Here is a 24376-nt window from a genome sequence, read left to right on the forward strand (position 1 = left end):
TCAGAAGGTCCGTTTCTTCAGCGTATAGGCATGCAGCCAGTACAGTGTGTTGGTCTGCGCGTCGAAGTAGCCGCCCTGTGCGGTCTTGTCGGTCGTTTTATTCCACGATTTGCCGGCATCGGTGCTGCTGAACGTCAGGTCGATCGGTGCGCCGCCGCCGGTGCCGCCGCTTCCGGAGTTCGGATCGGTTGCATAGACGAGCAGGAGGCCGTTGCGACCGATGCTCATGCTGTCGAGTGTGAGCTTCTCGTCGAACGTGTGCAGTTGCTGCACGGCCTCGGGATGGTCGTTCGTCCACGTGGAAATGGCGCCCGTCCGGTGGCCGTTGTCGGGCCCCTCGCCGTTTTGCGGCTTGTCGAGATGCGACAGCGTATACAGCGAATAACGTGATCCTGATTCCGGCGTGGTGTCGAGCGCAGTGACGACCTGGCCTGGCAACACGGTATCTGTCACGAATGCGTGCTGCCCCCAGTCGAGCCGGTCGACCACGCTGTGAGCCGGTGCTTCGGCAGTCTGTGCGACATGGTAGGCGATCCGCAGAACACCGTCCGGGCCGAGGCTGATTGCATTGAAATCCTGGCGCGTCTCGCTGCCGGTGTGTGCATCGGCTGGCACGTCGATCGCCTGCCAGGTGTTTCCGCCGTCCGCCGTCCGCCATATGCTGGGGCCCCAGCCGGCCGCGTAGCCACGCTGCGGATCGAGAAAGAGCAGGCGGCCGATGTTCTGGTTTTCGGGCCATTGAAGTTGCGACCATGTCTGGCCGCCATTACTCGATTTCCACAGCTTGGTGGTTTGCGGCGCGTCGCCGCCGTGCGCCTCGGGAGCCTTGTAGTTCATCCATGACGTGCTGATGAACTGAACGGTCCAGTCCCGCGAGTACCACCAGGCGGCATCCTGGCCGACCTGCTGGAAATGGCGCTTCATCCCGCCGTCGATGGTGCCGCGGAAGAAGCTGATCGTCATGCGGTTCAGCAACTCGCCGGTGTCGTTCATCCATGCTTCGGTCGGCTCGGGCCGCTGCGGCTCGTTCGATTCGGCCTGGGGTTTGAACGTCACTTCGGGATTGGCGAGTTTGACGCTCATCACGTCATTGCCATTGATACGGAAGTTGCCGCCGCCATACGGCGCGTCGTCCCGCATGAAGCTTGTCGAAATCGTCTCCCAGCCCGTCGTCATATTTACGTACCCGTATGTTGCAATGGCCAGGGCAACGAGGCCACCGGCGATCCATTTCCAGCGCTTGTGTTTTCGCATGTCACTTTTTCAGCAAACGTTCGAGCGCGCGGTTAACTTCGTCGGCCGCATCCGAACCCCACTCGCGTGCCTTGTCGGCGGCGTCCGAGCCCCACTCGCGGGCTTTGTCGACCGCGTCCTTGCTCCATTCGCGCGCCTTTGCCTTGGCGACGGGAATGCCCGCGTCGATTGCCTGTTTGCGCGTGCGCCCGTCGGCCCATTCCTCTATGTTCGGCCGCCTGCCGATCTTGATGAGATCCGAGACCGGCAGGCCGGCCAGCCCTCCGTCCAGATACGCCAATGGGTGAGTGACAAAGGCGAACGTCTTGAACGTATCTCCGTCCTTGTCCAGTTCCAGTTCGTATCGCTTCACCTGCATCGAGAGCTTGCCGTTTCCCGGTTTCGCGCTTTTGAATGCGATCTGGTTTCCCTGCATGTTCTGATACAGCCCGATCTCGATGTATTTCTGAAGCCACCACCGAGCGCTATCCAGCCATTTCTTTCCTTTTATCGTGAGGGCGGGATAGAGATTGGCGCCGTAATCCGAGCAATAGTAGTAGCCGTAACTCACATAGTAATCGGGCGGCTTATGCCCGCACCCGATATGACGCATCATGAAATTACCGTGGCGGGACCAGTCCGAATCGGTGCTTTTCGGTTTGATCAGATTCTCTCGCCGATGCAGCAGTTCATGGACGACTTTCTTGTCTTTCCACGGATCCCATGACGTTGCGAATTTCTTCACGGTCTCCCATGCGCTCGACACGCTGACCTTCTCGACCGTTTCCCAGTACTCGCCGTGAAGCGGCAGGTAGTAGAACGGGCAAGTACCAATGATGGAATCCGCCGCCGGCGTCACATGCTTGTCGCAGATGCTGATCTGCACCTTCGGCCGATCCTTGTACCCCGTCGGCGTCAGCATCCCCGCGCCGGTACCCAGCACGTTGTCCTTCTGTTGCACGTCAGCCATTCGATTTCCCCAAGAACTTGACGACGACGTCGTGCGGCACGTGGCTCTGCGTGAGCCCGGTCTCGCCTGCCGCGTTGGTGACGCCTTCCGAGATCAGCGTGCCGTTCGAGAACATCTGGTATCGCGTATTCGCGACCGGAATGTCGGTGCCGGCCCAGTGCGCGATGAACGCCTGGTCGTAGTTGCCGCTCGAGTTCGGCAGCGTCGGCATGGTTTGCGACAGGTGCGTGGGGCCGTTGAACAGGTGCTGCGCACCCTTGATATCGATTTTGCCGGGCGCGTGCACCTCGATGTTGCCGTCCGCGATGCGGATGTAGGCGCCGCCGGAAGTCAGCAGGATTTCCTTCGCCGCCGCGCCTTCGATCGACTGCGTGGCCGCCACCAGTTTCAGCGCCTTCTACGCGGTCAGTTCGATGTTGTCCGCCTGCGCCTGGATTTCCACCTTGCCCTTGCCGGCGAACAGCTTCATGCCTGCGTTCTGCGCGAACAGGCTGATCCGGTCAAGGACGCTCGCGATCAGCGACTTGCCGGCCGCGACGTGCGTGCTTTGTCCGCTGACGAGGTTGACGTGCCGGTCCGCGGCGAACTGCACGGACTGCTGCGTCGACATCCCGATCCCGGCTGGGCTGCCGAACAGCATCACGGGCTCCTTGAACGCGTTGGCCGTGCCGGTGCCGCCGCCGGCGGTCCTGCCGCCCGCGGTGCTGCCGCTCACGCTGTTCTGCGTCGCGTCGCTGAACTGCTTCAGCGCCGTGTGACCGGTATCGAGCGACTCGGCCTGATGCTGCGCGCTGACCTCCGACATTGCCTCCATCAGACCTTCCGCGCGGACGAGCTGCTGTTGTGTTTCCTTCACGTCGAGCGGCTGGCTTGCCGGCTGCTTCGGGTGCGTCGTGACGTACAGCCCGCGGCTCGCACGCACCGCGCCGTATGCATCCGAGCGCAGGTCGAAGCCGCTGCCGAGATAGCCGCCGCGATTGTTGCCCGTGTGGTCGATCAGGTAGCCCAGATGCAGGTGCGTGTTGGCCTGGCTGCTGTACAGGTGCACGCGGTTCTGCGACGTCGCGTCGTCGAGCACCAGCTGGTTGTAGCCGGCACCCGCATATTCCTTCGACCGGTAACCGGACAGGATGCCGTTGCTGTGCCATTGCGGGCTCGTCGCACCGTTGTAGACCTTGCCGACGATGATCGGACGATCGCAGTCGCCGCCGAGGAAGTCGACCAGCACTTCCTCGCCGCTGCGATGCGGATGAACGGCACCATAGCCGTTTCCGGAATCCGACGCCGTGGCACGCAGCCAGCACGACGCCTTCTCGTCGCCGTCGTTCAGGCGGTCCCAATGGAATCGGACCTTGACCCGGTTGAGCGCGTCGGTGTGGACTTCTTCACCCTGCGGTGCGACGACGATCGCGGATTGCAGGTGCATCGGCGGTTTCGCGTGCTCGAACGGGCTGCGGAACGGCACCGTCGTGCGCTGCGCCTCGATGCTGACCTGGAAAATGCCCTCGCTGCCGTCCGGATGCCGGACGTGTGGCAGGTCCGCACCGCCGGCCCGCACGAGCTCGCCGATGTCGGCCTGCAGGCTGTGCGGGAACCCGGCCTGTCGGTCGGCGACGGGCAGGTTGTTGGCGATCAGCCAGGCCGTCTCGATCACCGCGAAGCGGCGCTGGCCGGCATCGTCCTTGTCGTGTTCGGGGTGATCGGCGAGCTCGAACGTGCGCCCCGCGTCCATGCGCCGGACGCCGCCGACGCCGTGAAAACGCTTCGCAAGCGACTCCTGCTGCTCCATCCAGAGCTTCGACAGATGGTCGCCGCGAGACTGTTCAGGGTACGTGTAGGCGCCGGTGTATTCGTAGACTTCGAGCTGCTGCGGCAGGTCGCCCTGGTTCGCGATCGTCGGCAGATGAGTCGCCTTCGGATTCGATGCGGTGGGCGGCTGCTTGTAGTCGAACGTGCGCGTCGTGCGCTCGACGCTGCGCAGCGTGCGCGTGCCGGAGAACTGGACGAGCGTGTCGGCCTCGTCGCGTGCGCCGGCGTGATGAAAGCGCACGGTCTGCGGCGACAGCGCGGGCAGCGCGTCGATCCGGTCGACGACGACGAGCGTGTGCGACTTGCCGTCTTGCGCCTGCTCCCAGAAACCGTACAGGCCTTCCGATTCCAGCAGGCGGTGTACGAAGTTCCAGTCGTCCTCGTATTGCATGCAGAACGAGCGCGACGGCAGCGGCTGGTAGAGTCTGAAGTCGAAGCAGCCCCTGGCTTGCGGGTGCTGGTTCAGGACGTCGGCGATGATCTCGTCGGCGGGTTTGTCCTGCCAGATGCGCTGGTCGCGGCGGAACTTCAGGAAGTGCAGGAACGACGCGAAGACGATCTGGTAGTGCGTGAGGCCGCTGTCCGACCCGAGCCGGCGGGCAGCGTGCACGTACCCGTGGTGCGGCGCGTACGACTTGTCGGCCTGCTGGATCCGCAGCGTGACGGGCTGCGCGATCAGCTTCTTGAGCTCGATGTCGTCGGACACCGACACGGCGTCGACGGTGAACTCGAAATGACGCCCGAGCCGGGATCGTCCCTTGACGCGATGGGGCAGCAGGACGTCAGGGCCGAGCGGCGTCTCCAGTTTGACGAGTCGTTCGTCCTGGATCGGCCCGGCCAGCAGTGCGTTTCTCAATGCTTGCGAATTCATCACCCGTGCTCGCTTTTTTTGTGCTGGGTCGCACGCTCTCCCGTGCGGAATCCGCTAATTGTATGAGATAAACGCCAGTTATCTCGAATATGCCTTTCAACGACATTTCAAATGCGGTCAGCGCGTCGAACTGACGGGGCAGGGCGCGTACGTCATCCGGTCGGACAATGGTCGGGCGCGGGTGGTTCAGGCCGGATCGACCGGGCCCGGGCTGCTCAGCCCGCGACATCCTCCGCCTTCCAGTCCCCCGACTTCCCGCCGCGCTTTTCCCGCACGCTCACCTCGGTGATCACCATTCCGCGATCGACTGCCTTGCACATGTCGTACACGGTCAGCAGCCCGACCTGCACGGCCGTCAACGCTTCCATCTCGACGCCGGTCCGCCCGAACGTCTCGACCTGCGCGACGCAGTGCACGCCCGGCAGCGCATCGTCGAGTTCGAAGTCGACGGCCACGCGCGTCAGCGCGAGCGGGTGACACAGCGGAATGAGGTCGGCGGTGCGCTTCGCGCCCTGGATCGCGGCGATGCGCGCGACGCCGAGCACGTCGCCTTTCTTCGCCTTGCCGTCGCGGATCAGCGCGAAGGTCGCCGGCAGCATCCGGATCGTGCCGCGCGCAATCGCGATGCGTTGCGTTTCCTGCTTGCCGCCGACGTCGACCATGTGTGCGTGGCCGGCAGCGTCGAAATGGGTCAGTCCTGACATGTCTTGCTCCAGTGGAACGGCGTGCGCGCGCGAGCACGTCACTCGATCCTGCTTCGCGACCGGCCGGGGCGCCGAATCCCGTCTCTGCACCCCGATCCGATCCAACGTTTCAACGGGCGCCTATCATAGCAGTGGCCTTCGCGGCTGCGAGCGCGCAGATGGCGCACTTGCCGCACGGGACAGTTGCGATGTCGCCGGTACAATGACCCGAATATTCAGACCACACGCCGCAATGCGCGCCCGGCGCGCGGGGCGGCGTCGCTTTCATCCTGCCATGCGTGTCAAACAGTTGCTTGCCGTGTTGCTGTCGGCGGCGCTCGTGCTGCCGCCGAGCGGCCATGCACAGCGCACGTCCGCGCTGCCGCTCGAGCCGGCGACCGGCGCCTCGCCGTCGATCTCCACGCTGCCGTCGGGCATCGCGACCGGCGTGTTCGGCACCTACGGCGGCGCGGAAAGCCGGTTTGCCGGCGCCGACGGCGCGTCCGCGCCCGTCGCGAGCCTGCGCGCACCGCTGCGCGCGCTGGAGCTGCCCGACCTCGGCGACGGCTCCGGCGGTTCGCTCACGCCGCAGGCCGAACGCCGTCTCGGCGAGCGCGTGATGCGCGAGGTGCGGCGCGATCCGGACTATCTCGACGACTGGCTCGCACGCGATTACCTGAACGCGATCGCGAAGCGGCTCGCGGCCGCGGCGGCGGCGCGCTACATCGGCGGCTACATGCCGGACTTCGAACTGTTCCCGGTGCGCGATCCGCAGATCAACGCGTTCTCGATGCCGGGCGGCTTCATCGGCATCAACAGCGGGCTGGTCGTCACGACGCAGACGGAATCCGAACTCGCATCGGTGGTCGGTCACGAGATGGGCCACGTGCTGCAGCGGCACATCGCGCGGATGATCGGCGCGAACGAGAAGACCGGCTACACCGCGCTCGCGACGATGCTGCTCGGCGTGCTGGCAGGCGTGCTCGCGCGCAGCGGCGATCTCGGCAGCGCGATCGCGATGGGCGGGCAGGCCTATGCGGTCGACAACCAGCTGCGCTTCTCGCGGTCGGCCGAGCGCGAAGCCGACCGCGTCGGGTTCCAGCTGCTCGCCGGTGCCGGCTACGACCCGTACGGGATGCCGGGCTTCTTCGAACGGCTCGAGCGCACGTCGATGGGCGACGCGGGCGTGCCGGCCTATGCGCGCACGCACCCGCTGACGGGCGAGCGGATCGCCGACATGGAGGATCGCGCACGCCGCGCGCCGTATCGGCAGCCGCACCAGTCGGCCGAATACGGCTTCGTGCGTGCGCGGTTGCGCATTCTGCAGAACCGCGCGCCGAACGACATCGCGGCCGAGGCGCGCCGGATGCAGCTCGAGCTCGACGATCGGACGGCACCGAACGTCGCGGCGAACGCGTACGGGATCGCGCTCGCGAACACGCTGCTCGGCCAGTACGATGCGGCCGACAAGGCGCTCGCGTCGGCGCGCGCCGCGTTCGACGCGCGCGAGCGGCGCGCGGACGATCCGGCGACGAGTTCGCCGAGCCTCGACGTGCTTGCGGCCGACATCGCCCGCCGCGCGGGACGGACCGACGACGCGGTGCGGCTCGCGGCGCTCGCGCAGCGGCGCTGGCCGGCGTCGCATGCGGCGATCGTCGCGCACCTGCAGGCGCTGATCGCCGCACGCCGCTTCGCCGACGCGCAGGCGCTCGCGCGCACCCAGGCGCAGGCGGACCCCGAGCAGCCGGACTGGTGGGATTACCTCGCGAAGGCGAGCGACGGCCGTGGCGACGTGCTCGCGCGGCGCCGTGCGCTCGCGGAGAAGCTGGCGCTCGACGGCGCGTGGCCGTCGGCGATTCGCCAGCTGAAGGAGGCGCGCGACGCGAAGGACGTGTCGTTCTACGACCAGTCGATCATCGGCGCGCGGCTGCTGGAATTCGAGGCGCGCTACAAGGAAGAGCGCGAGGACGAGAAGAACGGCCGCGGATAACGGCCGCCGGGCGGGCAGGGCGGTTGCGCTTCAGCCTTCGGCGCTGCCGGCACTCTCGTCCGACTCGTCCGATGGACTACGCGCCCGCTGCGCGGGACTCGCGACGAAGCCGAACGTCGCCGGCACGTCGGCACGGGCGAGACTGCCGAGCGGCAGCGTGCGCCCGTCGCGCCAGCGCAGCACGGGCGGCGTCGCGTCGAAGTCCGCGTGATCGGCGAACAGGCCGAGGTCGTGGTCGTGCAGCGCCGCGATGCGCGGCGGCGTGCCGGGCGCGCGCAACAGCACGCCGCCCGCATCGTCGAGCCACGCGGCGTCCGGCTCGAACGGCGCGCCGGTCTGGTCGGCCAGCGTGAGCTGCCCGTCGCGCTCGGCCAGGCGCACGACCCACGGCGTGTAGGCGAGCTCGACGTACACGCGTTGCGGCCCGTTCTGGAAGAACCACCGGCCGTGCGCATCGCATTCGTAGTTGCGCCCGATGAACGCGTTCAGCGCCGCATGCCGGACCGGCGAGCCGAGCTCGCCGGCGGCCTGCGCGGCGTCGTCGCGCAGCCGCCACTCGCCGCGCCGGTCGAGCAGCAGCCAGCCGGTGCAGTGCGGTACGTTCGGCCACTTGGCGAGGGCCTGCCTGACGATGTCATCCATGGTCGACGAATTTCGAGCAATAGCCGAACACCCGCGCCGACAGCCAGTCGAGGCGGCCGGGGAACGGCCCGGTCATGAATCCCGCATGGCCGCCGGCCTCCGGCTGGTCGAGCTCGACGGCCGGCGACACGTCGGCGGCGCTCGGCAGCGCGGATTCGGGCAGGAACGGATCGTTGCGGGCGTTGAGGATCAAGGTGGGCACGTCGATCGCGGGCAGCAGCGGGCGCGTCGTGGCCTGGGTCCAGTAGTCGTCGGCGTCCGCGAAGCCGTGCAGCGGTGCGGTCACGACTTCGTCGAAGTCGCGCATCGTCACGGCCCGCAGCATCGCGTCGCGGTCGAACAGCCCCGGATACTGGTCGAGCTTCGCGAGCGCCTTGCGCTTCAGCGTCTTCAGGAAGCTGCGCGTATAGATCATCGCGAAGCCCTGCGACAGCGCACGGCCGCCCGCGTGCACGTCGATCGGCGTCGAGATCGCGGCGGCCGCGTGCACGATCGACGTGTCGCTGCGGTGCTCGCCGAGCCAGCGCAGCAGCACATTGCCGCCAAGCGACACGCCGGCCGCGACGATCGGCCCGCGATGCCGCGCGGCGAGCCGGCGCAGGATCCAGTCGACCTCGGCGCTGTCGGCGAGATGGTAGAAGCGCGGCTGCCGGTTGAGCTCGCCGCTGCAGCTGCGAAAGTGCGGGACGACCGCGTGCCAGCCCTTCGCGCGCGCGGCGGCCATCATTGCCAGCGCGTAGTGCGAGCCGGAACTGCCTTCGAGGCCGTGGAACAGCACGAACAGCGGCGCGTCGGGCGGCGGCGCGGCACTGTCGAGATGCGCGACCCAGTCGAGATCGATGAAGTCGTGATCGGGGGTTTCCCATCGCTCGCGTCGGTACGCGACCGCCGGACGCCGTGCGAACAGCGCGGGCACGATGGTTTGGGCATGGCTGTTCGGCAGCCAGCGCGGTGCGCGATAGCGCAGTGAATCGTCGTCGGGGGCCGGGGCCCCGGTCAGCGGCGAGGTGGGCGGAGAAGCCGTACTCATGATCGCCCCGCTAATGCGTTGCTTCGTTCTTCGTCAGTGCAGCGGACCCTGCCCGTGACGGATCTTCGCGGCGAATTGTCCGGCCGCTTGTTCGGGAATCGGGCTCGCGTGAATATGCGCGATGCGCCACTCGCCGCGTTCGTGGATCATCACGTAGGTGGCGAAAACCATGTCCGGTTCGGCCGTCAGGTCGGCCTGCTGATGCGCTTCGGCGATCGTGTAGACGACGGTGCCGAGGCTGTCGTATACGCGAATGTCGAGCGGTTCGATCGTCACGGGGCGCGTCGCGAGCCGGTTGGCCAGCCCGCTGCGGATCTGGTCGAGGCCGTGCAGATGCTCGCCGTCGGCCCAGACGCAGCTGGCGAAGTCCTCGTCGATCCACAACCCCAGCAGCGCGTCGAGATTGGCATCGGCGACGGCCTGGTAGTAGGCGTTCAGCGTATCGGCAGCGGCTTCGAAAAGGCGGGCAAAACGTGGCATCGGGGTTATCTCTCGCGCGCGTCGCGCGCCGTATTCAGCACGGCGGCCCGGATGGAGCCGCCGTACACCGGTGAATCGGATTGCCCGGCGCGTCGTGCGACGCTGCCGGCCAGGGTCAGCGCTGCCCGACGAGCATGCCGCGCAAATCGCCGAATACCTGCTCGGGACCGAGTTCGCGCAGGCACTTCAGATGGCCGAGCGGGCACTCGCGTTCGAAGCAGGGACTGCATTCGAGATGCAGCCATTGTACCTTCGCCAGGTCCGACAGCGGAGGGGTGTGGCGCGGATCGGTCGATCCGTACAGCGCGACGAGCGGCCGGCGCAAGGCGGCCGCGACGTGCATCAGCCCCGAATCGTTGGTCACGACCGCGTTCGCGCGCGCGATCAGCGCACACGCCTCGGACAGCGACGTCTGCCCGCACAGGTTGCGCACGTTCGGTGCGTGGTCGGCGATCGCCTGCGCGGCGGCGGCGTCCTTCTGCGAGCCGAGCGCGACGATCTGCGTGTACGGGAACGACTGGTGGACGATCGTCGCGAGCGTCGCGAAATGCTCGGGCGGCCAGCGCTTGGCCGGGCCGTATTCCGCGCCGGGGCAGAACACGACGAGCGGCTTGCGCGTATCGAGATTGAAACGCGCGGACACGCGCGCCGTCTCGTTCAGGTCGGCGTCGAGGCGCGGCGCGGGCAGCGTCTTCATCGACTCGGGCAGCTTCGCGCCCGGCGCATACGCGAGCGCCGCGTAGTGGGTCGTCATCGGCGCGCGCTCGGCCGACTTGTCCGGGTTCGCGTGCCGCACGTTCAGCAGGCCGTAGCGATGCTCGCCCGTGTAGCCGATTCGCAGCGGGATGTTCGCGAGCCACGGGATCACCGCGGACTTCAGCGAATTCGGCAGCACGTACGCCGCGTCGTAGCCGACGTCGCGCAGGTCGCTCGCGAGCTGCCAGCGGCGCAGCAGCTGCAGCTTGCCGTGCGCGAGGTCGGTCGCGTAGACATCGTGGATCTCGGGCATCCGCTCGAGCACGGGCGCGACCCAGGTGGGCGCGACGGCATCGATCGCGATGCGGGGATGGAGCTTCTTCAGCAGCGCAAAAAGCGGCTGCGCCATCAATGCGTCACCGATCCAGTTCGGTGCGATAACCAGCGCTCGACGCATCAGGTCGACTTCCGATGTCGTAATGAAGCACGGTGCACAGGCACCGCGTTCGGGTTGTCAGAACAGGAAAAGGGCGGCGCGCCGGGATTCCGGCTGCGCCGCCTTGCGTGCGGCGGGCCCGCGGGCCCGGCCAGCCGGGGCTCAGTGGCCCTTCACCACCTCGCCGTCGCGCAGCTTGTAGCGCGTGCCGCAGTACGGGCAGCGCGCCTCGCCGTGCGAGACGTCGATGAACACGCGCGGGTGCGCGCTCCAGCGCGCCATGGCCGGGTTCGGGCAGTAGGCGGGGAGATCCTTGGCCGTCAGCTCGACCAGCGGCATTTCCTTGATTTCGCTCATGAGACTTTCTCTTATCACTCTTTTGTGGGGCGGTCGGTGGCGCAGCGCACTCAGACCTTCGTCAGCCAGTGCGCGTACTTCGCGTTCTTGCCCGACACGATATCGAAAAACGCCGACTGGAGCTTTTCCGTGACCGGGCCGCGCGCGCCGCTGCCGATCGTGCGGTTGTCGAGTTCGCGGATCGGCGTGACTTCGGCGGCCGTGCCCGTGAAGAACGCCTCGTCGGCCGTGTAGACCTCGTCGCGCGTAATGCGCTTCTCGATCACCTCGATGCCGGCGTCCTTCGCGAGCGTGATGACCGTGTCGCGCGTGATGCCGTCGAGGCACGACGACAGGTCGGGCGTGTACAGCTTGCCGTTGTTCACCAGGAAGAAGTTCTCGCCGGAGCCTTCCGACACGTAGCCGTCGACGTCGAGCAGCAGCGCTTCGTCGTAGCCGTCGGCGGTCGCTTCCTGGTTCGCGAGGATCGAGTTCACGTACCAGCCCGACGCCTTCGCGCGCACCATCGACACGTTCACGTGGTGGCGCGTGAACGACGACGTCTTCACGCGGATGCCCTTCGCGAGGCCTTCCTCGCCGAGGTACGCGCCCCACGGCCATGCGGCGATCGCGACGTGGATCGTGTTGCCCTTCGCCGACACGCCGAGCTTTTCCGAGCCGACCCAGATGATCGGGCGCAGGTAGCACGACTCGAGCTTGTTCTCGCGCACGACTTCGAGCTGCGCGGCTTCGAGCGTTTCCCGGTCGAACGGCACGTCCATCTGGAAGATCTTCGCCGAATTCAGCAGACGTTTGGTGTGCTCGCGCAGACGGAAGATCGCGGTGCTGCCGTCGGCCGTCTTGTACGCACGCACGCCTTCGAAGACGCCCATGCCGTAGTGCAGCGTATGGGTCAGGACGTGGATCTTGGCGTCGCGCCAGTCGATCAGCTTGCCGTCCATCCAGATCTTGCCGTCGCGGTCGGCCATTGACATAGGATTCTCCTGGAAGCGGTGAGGTGCTGCGGGTTGTGTGCAGCGTTGAGCCGGAAAGACGCATATTTTAGCGTCATTTGGCGTCGAGCCGGTCGGTCGGCCGAGGGCCGGGGCTATAATCGTCCGGCACCGATTCCAATGACAACGGGCCGTGCCGGCGGGAGACGCCGGAGCCCGGACGAACCGCCCGCTGCGGCCCGCCTTCCCATGCTCGCTCGATTGTCCGCCACCGACCGCTTCGCGCTGATCCAGGGCGCGCGCGACTATTCCCCGACACTGATGGCGATCCTGTCCTGGGGGCTCGTCACCGGCGTCGCGATGAGCAAGTCGGTGATGACGCTCGGGCAGGCGAGCGCGATGTCGATCTTCGTCTACGCGGGCTCGTCGCAGCTCGCGGTGCTGCCGCTCCTCGTCGCGAAGCTGCCGATCTGGACGATCCTGCTCACGGCCACGATGGTCAACCTGCGCTTCGTGATCTTCAGCGCCGGGCTTGCTCCCCATTTTTCCTACCTGCCGCTGTGGCGGCGCCTCGCGATCGGCTATTTCAACGGCGACGTGATCTACCTGCTGTTCCAGAAACAGGGCTTCGCGAACGGCCACGTGCCGGGCAAGGAGGCGTATTTCTGGGGGATGGCGCTCGCCAGCTGGGCGTCGTGGCAGGTGTCGTCGCTCGCCGGCATCCTGCTCGCGAGCTTCGTTCCCGCGAGCTGGGGGCTGGAGCTGGCCGGCACGCTCGCGCTGATCCCGATCATGGTGTCGGCGGTCGCGAACCGCTCGACGCTCGCGGCCGTCGCGGTCGCGGGCATCGTGTCGCTCGTCGCGTTCGACCTGCCGTACCGGCTCGCGCTGCCGATCGCGGTGCTGGCCGCGCTCGCGGCCGGCAGCATGGCCGATTTCTTCGTCGAACGGGCCGACTGGCGGCGCATCCGTACCGAAACCGTGCACGAGAAGGAGATCGAATGAGCGCGACCGAGATCTGGATCGTCATCGTCGGGATGACGATCGTCACGGCCGTCACGCGCGCGCTGTTCCTGCTCGGCGGCGAACGCACCGTGCTGCCCGAGCGCGCCCAGCGCGCGCTGCGCTACGCGCCGGCGGCCGCGCTCGTCGCCGTCGTGCTGCCCGACGTGCTCGAAACGCCGGCCGGGCTGTCGTTCGCGCTGTCCAACCATCCGTTCTACGCGGCGCTCGCCGGCCTCGGCTGGTTCTTGTGGCGGCGCAGCATGCTCGGTACGATCATCATCGGGATGCTCGTCTTCACCGTACTGCGCCTGATCTTCTGACGAATCGCCGCGCCGGCCGGCCGGGTGCCGGCCGCTGGCGCACGCGCATTGCTGCGTTGCGGCAATGTGTCGATGGTCACGCGCGATCCCAAATAGGCGGAATTCGCCGCCGCACGGGTCAGTCTGCCGGATGGATCGGCTAGAATGCCCGTTCGAGATTTTTTACCCGTGCGCGTCATGCGAACCGCCAGCCACGGCCGCATCCGGCGCCCTTTCGCGGCAGCCCGCGCACGTCCAGCGTGAACCCCCTTTCCCCATCCACTACTTCAATCTGTTCAACATGAGCCAAGTCAAGCGTCTTACCGACCTGATCGCCGCCGGCCAGCTCGCCGGCAAGCGGGTGTTCATCCGCGCCGACCTGAACGTCCCGCAGGACGATCACGGCAACATCACCGAAGACACGCGCGTGCGCGCGTCCGTGCCGGCCATCCAGGCCGCGCTCGACGCCGGCGCGGCCGTGATGGTCACGTCGCACCTCGGTCGTCCGACCGAAGGCGAATTCAAGCCGGAAGACTCGCTCGCGCCGGTCGCGAAGCGTCTCGCCGAACTGCTCGGCCGCGACGTGCCGCTCGTCTCGAACTGGGTCGAGAACGGCGTGAACGTCGCGCCGGGCCAGGTCGTGCTGCTCGAGAACTGCCGCGTCAACAAGGGCGAGAAGAAGAATTCGGACGAGCTCGCCCAGAAGATGGCGAAGCTCTGCGACGTGTACGTGAACGACGCGTTCGGCACCGCGCACCGCGCGGAAGCGACCACCCACGGGATCGCGAAGTACGCGCCCGTCGCGTGCGCGGGCCCGCTGCTGGCCGCCGAACTCGACGCGCTCGGCAAGGCGCTCGGCAACCCGGCGCGTCCGCTGGTCGCGATCGTCGCCGGTTCCAAGGTGTCGACCAAGCTGACCATTCTCAAGTCGCTGGCCGGCAAGGTCGACCAGCTGATCGTCGGCGGCGGCATCGCGAACACGTTCATGCTCGCGGCCGGCCTGTCGATCGGCAAGTCGCTCGCGGAAGCCGATCTCGTCGCCGAGGCGAAGGCGATCATCGACGAAGCGCGCGAGCGCGGCGCATCGGTGCCGATCCCGAGCGATGTCGTGACGGCCAAGGAATTCTCGCCGACGGCCGCGGCCACGGTGAAGCAGGTCGCCGACATCGAAGCGGACGACATGATCCTCGACATCGGCCCGGATACGGCCCGCGCGCTCGCCAGCCAGCTCGAAAAGGCCGGCACGATCGTGTGGAACGGCCCGGTCGGCGTGTTCGAGTTCGACCAGTTCGGCAACGGCACCAAGACGCTCGCCGAAGCGATCGCCAAATCGTCCGCGTTCTCGATCGCGGGCGGCGGCGACACGCTCGCGGCCATCGCGAAGTACGGCATCCACGACCAGGTCAGCTACATCTCGACGGGCGGCGGCGCCTTCCTCGAGTTCCTCGAGGGGAAGAAGCTGCCGGCAGTGGAAGTGCTCGAAACGCGGGCGGCCTGAGCGTGGCGGCGCGCGCAGGGGTGACGAAGGCCGCGCGCTCCGCGAAAGCGGAGCAGCCGGCCGGCGCGGGCAAGCGCAAACGCGCGCCTGCGCGGGCGAACTCAACCCCGCGCGCACCGGCGGCCGCCGGCGACGCGGCCGTGCAGCATCACGAGATTCAGAACAAAGCGATGCCGGGCGCAAGCACCGGCACGCCCCCCGGAGCGGCCGCCGCTGGGCTCGCCGATTCCGGCTCTCGCAGCGTTTCACCCAGCGCATCCACCTTGATCCAGATGAGGAGTTTCATGCAGCGCGCCACCAAGATAGTCGCCACGATCGGCCCGGCTTCCAGTTCGCCGGAGATTCTGCTGCAGATGATGCAGGCGGGCCTCGACGTCGTGCGGCTCAATTTTTCGCACGGCACGGCCGACGATCACCGCCAGCGCGCCGAGATGGTGCGCGAGGCTGCCCGCAGGGTCGGCCGCGAGATCGCGATCATGGCCGACCTCCAGGGCCCGAAGATCCGCGTCGGCAAGTTCGAGAACGGCAAGACGACGCTCGTGCCGGGCCAGGCCTTCATCCTCGACGCGGGCTGCGAGCTCGGCAACGACGAGCGGGTCGGCCTCGACTACAAGGAACTGCCGCGCGACCTGAAGCCGGGCGACCTGCTGCTGCTGAACGACGGCCTGATCGTGCTGACCGTCGAGCGCGTGCTCGGCGACGAGATCCACACGATCGTCAAGGTGGGCGGCGAGCTGTCGAACAACAAGGGGATCAACCGCCAGGGCGGCGGCCTGTCGGCGCCCGCGCTGACCGCGAAGGACATGGAAGACATCCGCACGGCGATGTCGCTCGGCGCGGATCTCGTCGCGGTGTCGTTCCCGAAGAACGCGACCGACATGGAAATGGCGCGCCAGCTCGCGAACATCGCGGGCGCGCCGTACGGCATCAAGCCGAAGATGATCGCGAAGATCGAGCGCGCGGAGGCGATTCCGGCGCTGCAGAGCATCCTCGACGCGTCCGACGGCATCATGGTCGCGCGCGGCGACCTCGCGGTGGAAGTCGGCAACGCGGCCGTGCCGGCGTTGCAGAAGCGCATGATCCGGATGGCGCGCGAGTCGAACAAGCTCGTGATCACCGCGACGCAGATGATGGAATCGATGATCCACGCGCCCGTGCCGACCCGCGCGGAAGTGTCGGACGTCGCGAACGCGGTGCTCGACGGCACCGACGCGGTGATGCTGTCGGCCGAGACGGCCGCCGGCAAGTACCCGGTCGTCACGATCGAGACGATGGCGGCCGTGTGCGTCGAGGCGGAGAAGTCCGAGCACGTCGAGCTGGACAAGGATTTCCTCGACCGCACGTTCACGCGGATCGACCAGTCGATCGCGATGGGCGCGTTGTTTACCGCCTATCACCTGGGTGCCAAGGCGATCGTCGCGCTGACCGAATCGGGCGCGACCGCGCTGTGGATGTCGCGTCACTACACGCACGTGCCGATCTTCGCGCTGACGCCGCGCGTCGGCAGCGAGCGCACGATGGCGCTGTACCGCAACGTGACGCCGCTGCACGTCGACTTCAACAGCGACCGCGACTCGGCGCTGCAGGCGGCGCTCGAGATCGTCGTCAAGCAGGGCTACGTGCAGCACGGCGACATGGTCGTGCTGACCGTCGGCGAGCCGATGGGGCAGGCGGGCGGCACCAACACGCTGAAGATCGTGCGGGTCGGCGAACATTATTGAGCGCCGGCGTGCACCGGGCCGGTCCGTCGACCGGTCCGACGGCCGCCCGAACTGATCGGGCACCGTTTATTCGACGAAAGCCGCGCGGGGTCCGATGCCCCGCGCGGCTTTTTTTCTGTTTTTTGCCCGCATTGTGCCGTGCGAAGGTAACAAAATGCGAGTACGCGCCACCGGGCGATCGGAATCGGAGGCGCTTCGCGATAAAATGCGGCTATTCGACGCTCAGCCGCGCCGTGCCGCCCCGGATTCGACGGGGGGCGAGCGCCGCGCCGGCGTCAGGGCGCACCGGTTTTCATTCCAAGGAGTTCCACAATGCCTCTCGTATCAATGCGTCAATTGCTGGACCACGCGGCAGAGCACGGTTACGGCCTGCCGGCCTTCAACGTGAACAACCTGGAGCAGGTCCAGGCGATCATGGCGGCAGCGGACCAGGTCGGCGCGCCCGTGATCATGCAGGCATCGGCCGGTGCGCGTAAGTACGCGGGCGAGCCGTTCCTGCGCCACCTGATCGAAGCGGCGGTCGAGTCGTATCCGCACATCCCGGTCGTGATGCACCAGGATCACGGCCAGTCGCCGGCGGTCTGCACGGCCGCGATCCGCAGCGGTTTCACCAGCGTGATGATGGACGGTTCGCTCGAAGCCGACGGCAAGACGGTCGCCTCGTACGAATACAACGTCGACGTGTCGCGCAAGGTCGTCGAGATGGCGCATTCGATCGGCGTGACGGTCGAAGCCGAACTCGGCGTGCTCGGCTCGCTCGAGACGATGAAGGGCGACAAGGAAGACGGCCACGGCGCGGAAGGCACGATGACCCGCGAGCAGCTGCTGACCGATCCGGAGCAGGCCGCCGACTTCGTGAAGCTCACGCAGTGCGACGCGCTCGCGATCGCGATCGGTACCTCGCACGGCGCGTACAAGTTCTCGAAGAAGCCGACGGGCGACATCCTGTCGATCCAGCGCATCAAGGAAATCCACGCGCGCATCCCGAACACGCACCTGGTGATGCACGGTTCGTCGTCGGTGCCGCAGGAACTGCTGGCCGAGATCCGCGAATTCGGCGGCGACATGAAGGAAACCTACGGCGTGCCGGTCGAGGAAATCCAGGAAGGCATCAAGCACGGTGTGCGCAAGATCAACATCGACACCGACCTGCGTCTCGCGATCACCGGCGCGATCCGCCGCTACCTGTTCGAGAACCCGGGCAAGTTCGATCCGCGCGACTACCTGAAGCCCGCGCGCGAAGCGGCGAAGAAGGTCTGCGTCGACCGCTTCCTCGCGTTCGGCTGCGAAGGCCAGGCCGCGAAGATCAAGCCGGTGTCGCTCGACAAGATCGCTGAACAGTACAAGTCCGGCGCGCTCGCGCAGGTCGTGCGCTGAGACTGTAGTACGATTGCCCCGCCCGGTTTCGCGCCGGGCCGGGGCTGACTGCCTTGGGGCCGGATCGGATCCGGCTCCGGCAGCCGTTCCGTCCGGCCGAACGAGGGCCGGCCGGCAGCCGACGGGCCTGATCGCCCGCCGGTTGCCGACGCATTGCAAGACCGCCGTTCCCGCCTGCCGCGGGGAACGGCGTTTCCCTTTTTGTTTGGCTCCTTATCTGCGAAAAGACGATGTCTACCCTTTACGAATCCACGCTCCGCTCGCTGCCGCTCCTCGGTCGCGGCAAGGTCCGCGATAACTACGCGGTCGGCAACGACAAGCTCCTGATCGTCACGACCGACCGCCTGTCGGCATTCGACGTGATCATGGGCGAGCCGATTCCGAACAAGGGCCGCGTGCTGAACCAGATGGCGAACTTCTGGTTCGACAAGCTCGCGCATATCGTACCGAACCACCTGACGGGCGACGCGCCGGAAGCGGTCGTCGCGGCCGACGAGGTCGAGCAGGTCAAGGGCCGCGGCGTGGTCGTCAAGCGCCTCGAGCCGATCATGATCGAGGCGGTCGTGCGCGGCTACCTGGCCGGCAGCGGCTGGAAGGAATACCAGGCGTCGGGCGCCGTGTGCGGCGTGCAGCTGCCGGAAGGCCTGCAGAATGCGCAGAAGCTGCCCGAGCCGATCTTCACGCCGGCCGCGAAGGCCGAGCTCGGCGAGCATGACGAGAACATCACGTTCGAGGAAACCGAGCGCCGCATCGGTACCGAGCTGGCCGCGACGATCCGCGACATCTCGATCCGCCTGTACAAGGAAGCAGCCGACTACGCGGCGACGCGCGGCATCATCATCGCCGATACGAAGTTCGAATTCGGCCTCGACAACCACGGCAAGCTGTACCTGATGGACGAAGTGCTGACCGCCGATTCGTCGCGCTTCTGGCCGGCCGACCAGTACCAGGTCGGCACCAACCCGCCGTCGTTCGACAAGCAGTTCGTGCGCGACTGGCTCGAGGGGCAGCCGTGGGGCAAGACCGCGCCGGCACCGGCACTGCCGGCCGACGTCGTCGAGAAGACGGCCGCGAAGTACCAGGAAGCGCTCGAGCGCATCACCGGCCAGCCGCTCGCCTGAAGGAAGGAACGCACGAAATGAGTGAAGTCCAGACTGCCCACACGCACAGCGCGCCGCTCGTCGGCGTGCTGATGGGTTCGAGTTCCGACTGGGACGTGATGAAGAACGCGGTCGCGATCCTGCAGGAATTCGGCGTGCCGTACGAGGCGAAGGTCGTGTCCGCGCACCGGATGCCCGACGAGATGTTCGACTATGCGGAGAAGGCGCGCGAGCGCGGGCTGCGCGCGATCATCGCGGGCGCCGGCGGTGCCGCGCACCTGCCCGGCATGCTGGCCGCGAAGACCACGGTGCCGGTGCTCGGCGTACCGGTCGCGAGCAAGTACCTGAAGGGCGTCGATTCGCTGCACTCGATCGTGCAGATGCCGAAGGGCGTGCCGGTCGCGACGTTCGCGATCGGCGAGGCCGGCGCCGCGAATGCCGCGCTGTTCGCGGTGTCGATCCTGTCCGGCACGTCGGTCGACTACGCGAACCGGCTCGCCGCGTTCCGCGTGCGCCAGAACGAAGCCGCGCACGCGATGGTGCTGCCGCCGCTCGCGTGACGGCGCACCGGCGGCCGCACTGCCATGCCAGCGGCCGCCTGATCCACCCCACTGCGGCGGGCGTTGCCCGCCGCGACCGACCACTGACATGACCGCAACTCCTGATTCCGTTTCCCCGATCCTGCCCGGCGCGTGGCTGGGCATGGTCGGCGGCGGCCAGCTCGGCCGCATGTTCTGCTTTGCCGCCCAGGCGATGGGCTATCGCGTCGCCGTGCTCGATCCCGATCCGACGAGCCCCGCCGGCGCGGTCGCCGACCGTCACCTGCGCGCGGCCTACGACGACGAAGCCGCGCTCGCCGAACTGGCCGGGCTGTGCGATGCCGTGTCGACCGAATTCGAGAACGTGCCGGCCGCGAGCCTCGAGTTCCTCGCGCGCACGACGTTCGTCGCGCCGGCCGGCCGCTGCGTCGCGGTCGCACAGGACCGGATCGCGGAGAAGCGTTTCATCGAGGCGTCGGGCGTGCCGGTCGCGCCGCACGTCGTGATCGAATCGGCGGCGGCACTCGCCGCGCTCGACGACGCCGCGCTCGACGCGGTGCTGCCGGGCATCCTGAAGACGGCGCGCCTCGGCTACGACGGCAAGGGCCAGGTGCGCGTGAGCACCGCGCGGGAAGCGCGCGACGCGCATGCGTCGCTCGGCGGCGTGCCGTGCGTGCTCGAGAAGCGCCTGCCGCTGAAATACGAAGTGTCCGCGTTGATCGCGCGCGGCGCGGACGGCCGTTCGGCCGCCTTCCCGCTCGCGCAGAACGTGCATCACGACGGCATCCTCGCGCTGACGGTCGTGCCGGCGCCGGCCGCCGATGCCGCGCGCGTCGAGGAGGCGCAGCAGGCAGCCGTGCGGATCGCCGATACGCTCGGCTACGTCGGCGTGCTGTGCGTCGAATTCTTCGTGCTGGAAGACGGCTCGTTCGTCGCGAACGAAATGGCGCCGCGCCCGCACAATTCCGGCCACTACACGGTCGATGCGTGCGCAACGAGCCAGTTCGAGCAGCAGGTGCGCGCGATGACGCGCATGCCGCTCGGCAACCCGCGCCAGCATTCGCCGGCCGCGATGCTGAACATCCTCGGCGACGTGTGGTTCCCGAACGGTGCGGCCGAGGCCGTCACGCCGCCGTGGGACACGGTCGCCGCGATGCCGGCCGCGCACCTGCACCTGTACGGCAAGGAAGAAGCGCGCGTCGGCCGCAAGATGGGTCACGTGAACTTCACGGCCGAGACGCGCGACGACGCGGTTGCCGCGGCCACCGCGTGCGCGCAGCTGCTGCGCGTGCCGCTCGACTGAGGCACCGGCCGATGTCCATCGATCTCCCGAACACCGTGACGCCCGCGCAGATCGACGCGGCTGCCGCGCTGCTCGACGCGGGGCAACTCGTCGCATTCCCGACCGAAACCGTGTACGGACTCGGCGGCGACGCGGCGAATCCCGAGGCCGTCGCGCGCATCTATGCGGCGAAAGGGCGGCCGGCGAACCATCCGGTGATCGTGCATCTGCCGCCCGGCGGCGACCCGGGCTACTGGGCCGACGACCTGCCGGCCGATGCGCAGGCACTGATCGATGCATTCTGGCCGGGTCCGCTGACGCTGATCCTGAAGCGTCATGCGCGCATTCCGGATGCCGTGAGCGGCGGCCAGGATTCGGTCGGCCTGCGCTGTCCGTCGCATCCGGTCGCGCAGGCGCTGCTGGCCGCATTCAGCGCGCGGCGCGGCGGCCACGGCGGCGTCGCTGCGCCGTCCGCGAACCGCTTCGGCCATGTGAGCCCGACCACCGCTCAACATGTGCGCGAAGAATTCGGCGACACCGTGCACGTGCTCGACGGCGGTCCGTCGGAGGTTGGCATCGAATCGACGATCCTCGACCTGTCGCGCGGTTTTCCGGCGCTGCTGCGCCCGGGCCACGTGACGCCGCAGCAGATCGCCGACGTGCTCGGCCGCGCGCCGCGCCTGCCCGACGGCAGCGATGCGACCGCGCCGCGCGCGTCCGGCACGCTGAAGGCGCATTACGCGCCGCGCACGCCGCTCGCGCTGCTGCCGTTCGATGCGCTCGAGCCGCTGCTCGCGGCCGCGCAGACCGACGGCGAACGCGTCGCGCTCGTCGCACGCGTGTCGCGCGCGGGACGCTGGGCGCAGGCCGACGGCGTGCATTTCGTCGCGGCGCCGGAAGATCCGCAGGCGTATGCGCGCGATCTGTACGGGATGCTGCGCGCGCTCGATCGTGCGCAGGTCACACGCATCCTCGTCGAGAAGCTGCCCGAGACCGTCGAGTGGATCGCGGTCAACGATCGTCTCGGTCGTGCGGCCGCGGCATTCGAAGCGCGTGACTGACGCAGCTTTCCGACGCCGTCCGCTCCGGAATGAAATAACGCCCGACCGGCGAACCGGTCGGGCGTTTTTGTTTGCGCGCGTGGCGGGCCGCTTACTTGCCGACGCCCGAAGCCGCGATCTGCTTCTCCACGAACTGTGCGAACAGCGCGTGCAGGTGCGTCGTCGGGTGGACCGTGTCGGCGAACATGTAGGTCTGGTCCGCGTTCGGAACCGTGTAGGTCTGCGGCGAGCAGAACAGCGACGAGCCGAATGCGGTCGCGTTCGCGACGCCGTACTGGGTCGCGGCCGCGACCATCGCCTTCAGGTTGCACGCGGTGTCGGTGTTCGACACGCTGAAGCCGTTCGCCTGGTAGTTGGCCGCGATGCCGTCCTGCCACGTGAACGTGTCGAGCAGCGCGACCTTCGTCGTGTCGACCTTCAGCGCGGCCAGCGTGCCGGCGAGCGTCTTGTTGAACAGCCCCGACAGTTGCGTGAACGCGGCCTGCGTCTGCGCGCCGCCCTGCAGCGCGAGCGGCGTGCTGCCGATGTCCGGCACGTTCGACACGTACACGTGCGCCGCGCCCGCCGCGACGATCTGCTGGACGATCCCGCCGAGCTGCTGCGCGGCCAGGCCGATCGCCTGCGCCGCCGCGAGTTGCGCGGCCGGCGTGTTGCCTTGCGCCTGCGCGACCTGCGCCTGGTAGAAGATGTCGTTCGCGCCGCCGTTGACCAGCACGATCTGGCCGGCGTTGAAGCTGCCGTGCTGCGTCAGGTACTGCTTGACCTGATCGGCGATCGGCGTCGTGGTCGCCTGCGCGTAGTCGGCGTTCGGCACGCTCGCGTCCGCGTGGCCGATGCCCGGCTGCAGCGTCACGCGCGAACCGCCCTGTGCATAGCCGAGGCCGCCCGTCGCCTGCAGCGGAATGCCGAAGCCGCCCTGGTTCGCGGGCTGCAGCGTGTCGCCGTAGTACTGCGCGACGTCCTGCGCCCACACCTGGCCGGGGTTGGTCGTGAAGCGGCCGCCGCCGAAGCCGAGCTTGATCTGCGAGTAGGTGCCGGCGTCCGACAGGCTGTCACCGAACGACACGATCTGCATCTTCACGCCGGACGGCGGCGTGTTCGACGCGCTGTTGTTGTTGTCGTCACCGCCGCCGCACGCGGCGAGCAGGGCGAGCGCGGCGCCCGCGATCGCGACCTGCGCGGTGCGCAGCAGGCGTTGGCGGTTGCGCGACGGGAACTGTTGTTGTGACTGCATCGTTCGATCTCCTCGTAGATATGGCCCGATGTATTGTGCATCTGCCGCGCGTCTCCTCAGGTACTGGCTGCGCGGCGGCCGTTGGCTGAAGCGGTTTATTGGTCGCGCACGGCCGCGAGCGGCGTGGTGCGCGGATCGTGGTTTGCGGCCTCGGCGATCTGCGCATGATAAGCGCTCGCCCATTCGGGCGGGCCGAAAATCGCGCGCAGCTTGTTGCGCCATCCATGGACGCGCAACGCGTCGGCCGCCATCGACACCCACTCGTGAAACGTCGCGACGAGCGGGTTGTTCGAGCCGAGCGGCTCGACGATTCCGAATTGCGGCGGATCGTCGGGCGACTCCTCGACGTAGCTGCCGAACAGGCGATCCCAGATCACGAGCACACCTGCGTAATTGCGGTCGATGTAGCGCGGGTTGCGTGCATGGTGCGCGCGATGGATCGACGGCGTGTTGAGCACGTATTCGAGCCAGCCGAGCTTGCCGATCGCCTGCGTGTGCACGAAGAACTGGAACGCGAGGTTGATCAGCACGACGCCGACGATCTGCTGCGGCGGAAAGCCGAGGAACGCGAGCGGCAGCCAGAACGCCCACATGCCCGCGACGGGATACATCAGGCTCTGCCGGAACGCGGTCGAGAAATTCATCCGCTCGGACGAGTGGTGCACGACGTGCGCGGCCCACAGCCAGCGCACGCGATGGCTCGCGCGATGGAACACGTAGTAGAGGAGGTCCTGGCCGACGAACAGCACGGCGAACGACAGCCAGCCGTCGTGCCACGTGAACAGCCGGAAATGTGCGTAGCAGTACGCATAAACGGGGATCACGAACAGCCACGCGAGCTTGTCGGCGCCCTGGTGCATCAGCGCGAGCGCCGCATTGCACAGCGTGTCGCGCCACGCATAGAGATGATCCTGCGCGCGCGTGCGGGCGAGGTGCCAGGCCTCCCACGCGATGCAGAGCAGGAAGACGGGCGCCAGCGCGAGCAGAAGCAATTCGACGTCGAATCGCATGGACGTGTCTCCTCCTTTCCCCTGCAAGCCGTGAGGCCGGGCGTATGGCCCGTTGTAGATATCGGTCAGGCCAACAGCCTACGCAATCGGCACGCGCTAGGCGAGGGGGCAGCGTAGAGGG

At 67.6% G+C, this 24376-nt stretch carries 22 protein-coding genes and 1 pseudogene; 10 read left to right on the plus strand and 13 right to left on the minus strand.

Going from position 1 to position 24376, the window contains the following annotated elements; all coding sequences use genetic code 11:
• From U4Y91_RS07805 to moaC, 4 genes and pseudogenes are all read right to left on the minus strand, one after another.
• Complete coding sequence (locus U4Y91_RS07805) at window positions 1-1176, minus strand: glycosyl hydrolase (protein WP_321804783.1); 1176 nt, start codon at window positions 1174-1176, stop codon at window positions 1-3.
• A 79-nt stretch (window positions 1177-1255) separates the two neighbouring features.
• On the minus strand, window positions 1256-2203 hold the full coding sequence (locus tag U4Y91_RS07810; protein WP_321804613.1) for a hypothetical protein: 948 nt from the start codon (window positions 2201-2203) through the stop codon (window positions 1256-1258).
• Window positions 2196-4883 (minus strand): annotated as a pseudogene (locus U4Y91_RS07815) (type VI secretion system Vgr family protein). Before U4Y91_RS07815 ends, U4Y91_RS07810 begins: the two are co-directional and overlap by 8 nt.
• 215 nt (window positions 4884-5098) lie before the next feature.
• Window positions 5099-5587, minus strand: coding sequence for a cyclic pyranopterin monophosphate synthase MoaC (moaC, locus tag U4Y91_RS07820; RefSeq protein WP_044844513.1), 489 nt, complete (start codon window positions 5585-5587; stop codon window positions 5099-5101).
• Window positions 5588-5861: 274 nt separating this feature from the next.
• Here moaC and U4Y91_RS07825 point away from each other — a divergent pair, with 274 nt between their 5' ends.
• The gene (locus U4Y91_RS07825; RefSeq protein WP_321804614.1) at window positions 5862-7556 is read left to right on the plus strand and encodes a M48 family metalloprotease; all 1695 of its coding nucleotides are present in this window, start codon (window positions 5862-5864) and stop codon (window positions 7554-7556) included.
• A gap of 30 nt (window positions 7557-7586) precedes the next feature.
• On the opposite strand, the gene U4Y91_RS07830 is transcribed toward U4Y91_RS07825, so the two are convergent.
• From U4Y91_RS07830 to U4Y91_RS07855, 6 genes are all read right to left on the minus strand, one after another.
• Complete coding sequence (locus U4Y91_RS07830) at window positions 7587-8198, minus strand: DUF2946 family protein (protein WP_321804615.1); 612 nt, start codon at window positions 8196-8198, stop codon at window positions 7587-7589.
• Window positions 8191-9228, minus strand: a complete 1038-nt coding sequence (locus U4Y91_RS07835; RefSeq protein ID WP_321804616.1) for a hydrolase — start codon at window positions 9226-9228, stop codon at window positions 8191-8193. The genes U4Y91_RS07830 and U4Y91_RS07835 overlap by 8 nt, the downstream gene beginning before the upstream one ends.
• A gap of 33 nt (window positions 9229-9261) precedes the next feature.
• Complete coding sequence (locus tag U4Y91_RS07840) at window positions 9262-9708, minus strand: nuclear transport factor 2 family protein (RefSeq protein ID WP_006749968.1); 447 nt, start codon at window positions 9706-9708, stop codon at window positions 9262-9264.
• A gap of 115 nt (window positions 9709-9823) precedes the next feature.
• Window positions 9824-10861 carry a lipopolysaccharide heptosyltransferase II gene (waaF, locus tag U4Y91_RS07845; protein ID WP_044844509.1) on the minus strand — a complete coding sequence of 346 codons (1038 nt, stop codon included), beginning with the start codon at window positions 10859-10861 and terminating at the stop codon, window positions 9824-9826.
• Window positions 10862-11002: 141 nt separating this feature from the next.
• The gene (locus U4Y91_RS07850) at window positions 11003-11197 is read right to left on the minus strand and encodes a zinc-finger domain-containing protein (protein WP_006749970.1); all 195 of its coding nucleotides are present in this window, start codon (window positions 11195-11197) and stop codon (window positions 11003-11005) included.
• Window positions 11198-11247: 50 nt separating this feature from the next.
• Window positions 11248-12171: a branched-chain amino acid transaminase gene (locus tag U4Y91_RS07855; RefSeq protein ID WP_047898927.1), complete on the minus strand. Its 924-nt coding sequence runs from the start codon at window positions 12169-12171 to the stop codon at window positions 11248-11250.
• 207 nt (window positions 12172-12378) lie between these two features.
• Here U4Y91_RS07855 and U4Y91_RS07860 point away from each other — a divergent pair, with 207 nt between their 5' ends.
• The 3 genes from U4Y91_RS07860 to U4Y91_RS07870 all read left to right on the plus strand — a co-directional run bounded on the left by U4Y91_RS07860 (window position 12379) and on the right by U4Y91_RS07870 (window position 14931).
• Complete coding sequence (locus tag U4Y91_RS07860) at window positions 12379-13134, plus strand: AzlC family ABC transporter permease (RefSeq protein ID WP_257773799.1); 756 nt, start codon at window positions 12379-12381, stop codon at window positions 13132-13134.
• A complete protein-coding gene (locus U4Y91_RS07865; protein ID WP_121859462.1) occupies window positions 13131-13454 on the plus strand; it encodes an AzlD domain-containing protein in 324 nt (107 codons plus the stop codon). The genes U4Y91_RS07860 and U4Y91_RS07865 overlap by 4 nt, the downstream gene beginning before the upstream one ends.
• Window positions 13455-13734: 280 nt before the next feature.
• Window positions 13735-14931 (plus strand): phosphoglycerate kinase, encoded by a 1197-nt coding sequence (locus tag U4Y91_RS07870; protein WP_044844505.1) that lies wholly within the window; start codon window positions 13735-13737, stop codon window positions 14929-14931.
• A gap of 157 nt (window positions 14932-15088) precedes the next feature.
• Here the strand turns inward: U4Y91_RS07870 and U4Y91_RS07875 are convergent, their stop codons facing one another.
• Window positions 15089-15217, minus strand: coding sequence for a hypothetical protein (locus tag U4Y91_RS07875; RefSeq protein WP_321804617.1), 129 nt, complete (start codon window positions 15215-15217; stop codon window positions 15089-15091).
• On the opposite strand from U4Y91_RS07875, the gene pyk reads away from it, so the two are divergent.
• The 6 genes from pyk (at window position 15216) to U4Y91_RS07905 (ending at window position 22011) form a co-directional block, all read left to right on the plus strand.
• Entirely contained in the window at window positions 15216-16652 is a 1437-nt protein-coding gene (pyk, locus tag U4Y91_RS07880; RefSeq protein ID WP_044844504.1) for a pyruvate kinase, read from the plus strand. The two genes, U4Y91_RS07875 and pyk, sit on opposite strands and share 2 nt — an antisense overlap.
• Window positions 16653-16964: 312 nt before the next feature.
• Window positions 16965-18029, plus strand: coding sequence for a class II fructose-bisphosphate aldolase (fba, locus tag U4Y91_RS07885; RefSeq protein ID WP_321804618.1), 1065 nt, complete (start codon window positions 16965-16967; stop codon window positions 18027-18029).
• A gap of 230 nt (window positions 18030-18259) precedes the next feature.
• Window positions 18260-19150 carry a phosphoribosylaminoimidazolesuccinocarboxamide synthase gene (locus U4Y91_RS07890; RefSeq protein ID WP_321804619.1) on the plus strand — a complete coding sequence of 297 codons (891 nt, stop codon included), beginning with the start codon at window positions 18260-18262 and terminating at the stop codon, window positions 19148-19150.
• A 17-nt stretch (window positions 19151-19167) separates the two neighbouring features.
• A complete protein-coding gene (gene purE, locus U4Y91_RS07895; protein ID WP_012364611.1) occupies window positions 19168-19689 on the plus strand; it encodes a 5-(carboxyamino)imidazole ribonucleotide mutase in 522 nt (173 codons plus the stop codon).
• Between the two features lie 88 nt (window positions 19690-19777).
• A complete protein-coding gene (locus U4Y91_RS07900) occupies window positions 19778-20971 on the plus strand; it encodes a 5-(carboxyamino)imidazole ribonucleotide synthase (protein ID WP_321804620.1) in 1194 nt (397 codons plus the stop codon).
• A gap of 11 nt (window positions 20972-20982) precedes the next feature.
• Window positions 20983-22011 (plus strand): L-threonylcarbamoyladenylate synthase, encoded by a 1029-nt coding sequence (locus U4Y91_RS07905; protein WP_321804621.1) that lies wholly within the window; start codon window positions 20983-20985, stop codon window positions 22009-22011.
• 91 nt (window positions 22012-22102) lie between these two features.
• Here the strand turns inward: U4Y91_RS07905 and U4Y91_RS07910 are convergent, their stop codons facing one another.
• Together U4Y91_RS07910 and U4Y91_RS07915 are read right to left on the minus strand one after the other, a co-directional pair.
• Window positions 22103-23245 carry an SGNH/GDSL hydrolase family protein gene (locus tag U4Y91_RS07910; protein WP_321804622.1) on the minus strand — a complete coding sequence of 381 codons (1143 nt, stop codon included), beginning with the start codon at window positions 23243-23245 and terminating at the stop codon, window positions 22103-22105.
• A 95-nt stretch (window positions 23246-23340) separates the two neighbouring features.
• The gene (locus tag U4Y91_RS07915) at window positions 23341-24255 is read right to left on the minus strand and encodes a sterol desaturase family protein (protein WP_321804623.1); all 915 of its coding nucleotides are present in this window, start codon (window positions 24253-24255) and stop codon (window positions 23341-23343) included.
• Window positions 24256-24376 lie beyond the last annotated feature (121 nt).

The organism is Burkholderia sp. BCC1993 (genome assembly GCF_905339865.1).
Classification (GTDB): Bacteria; Pseudomonadota; Gammaproteobacteria; order Burkholderiales; family Burkholderiaceae; genus Burkholderia.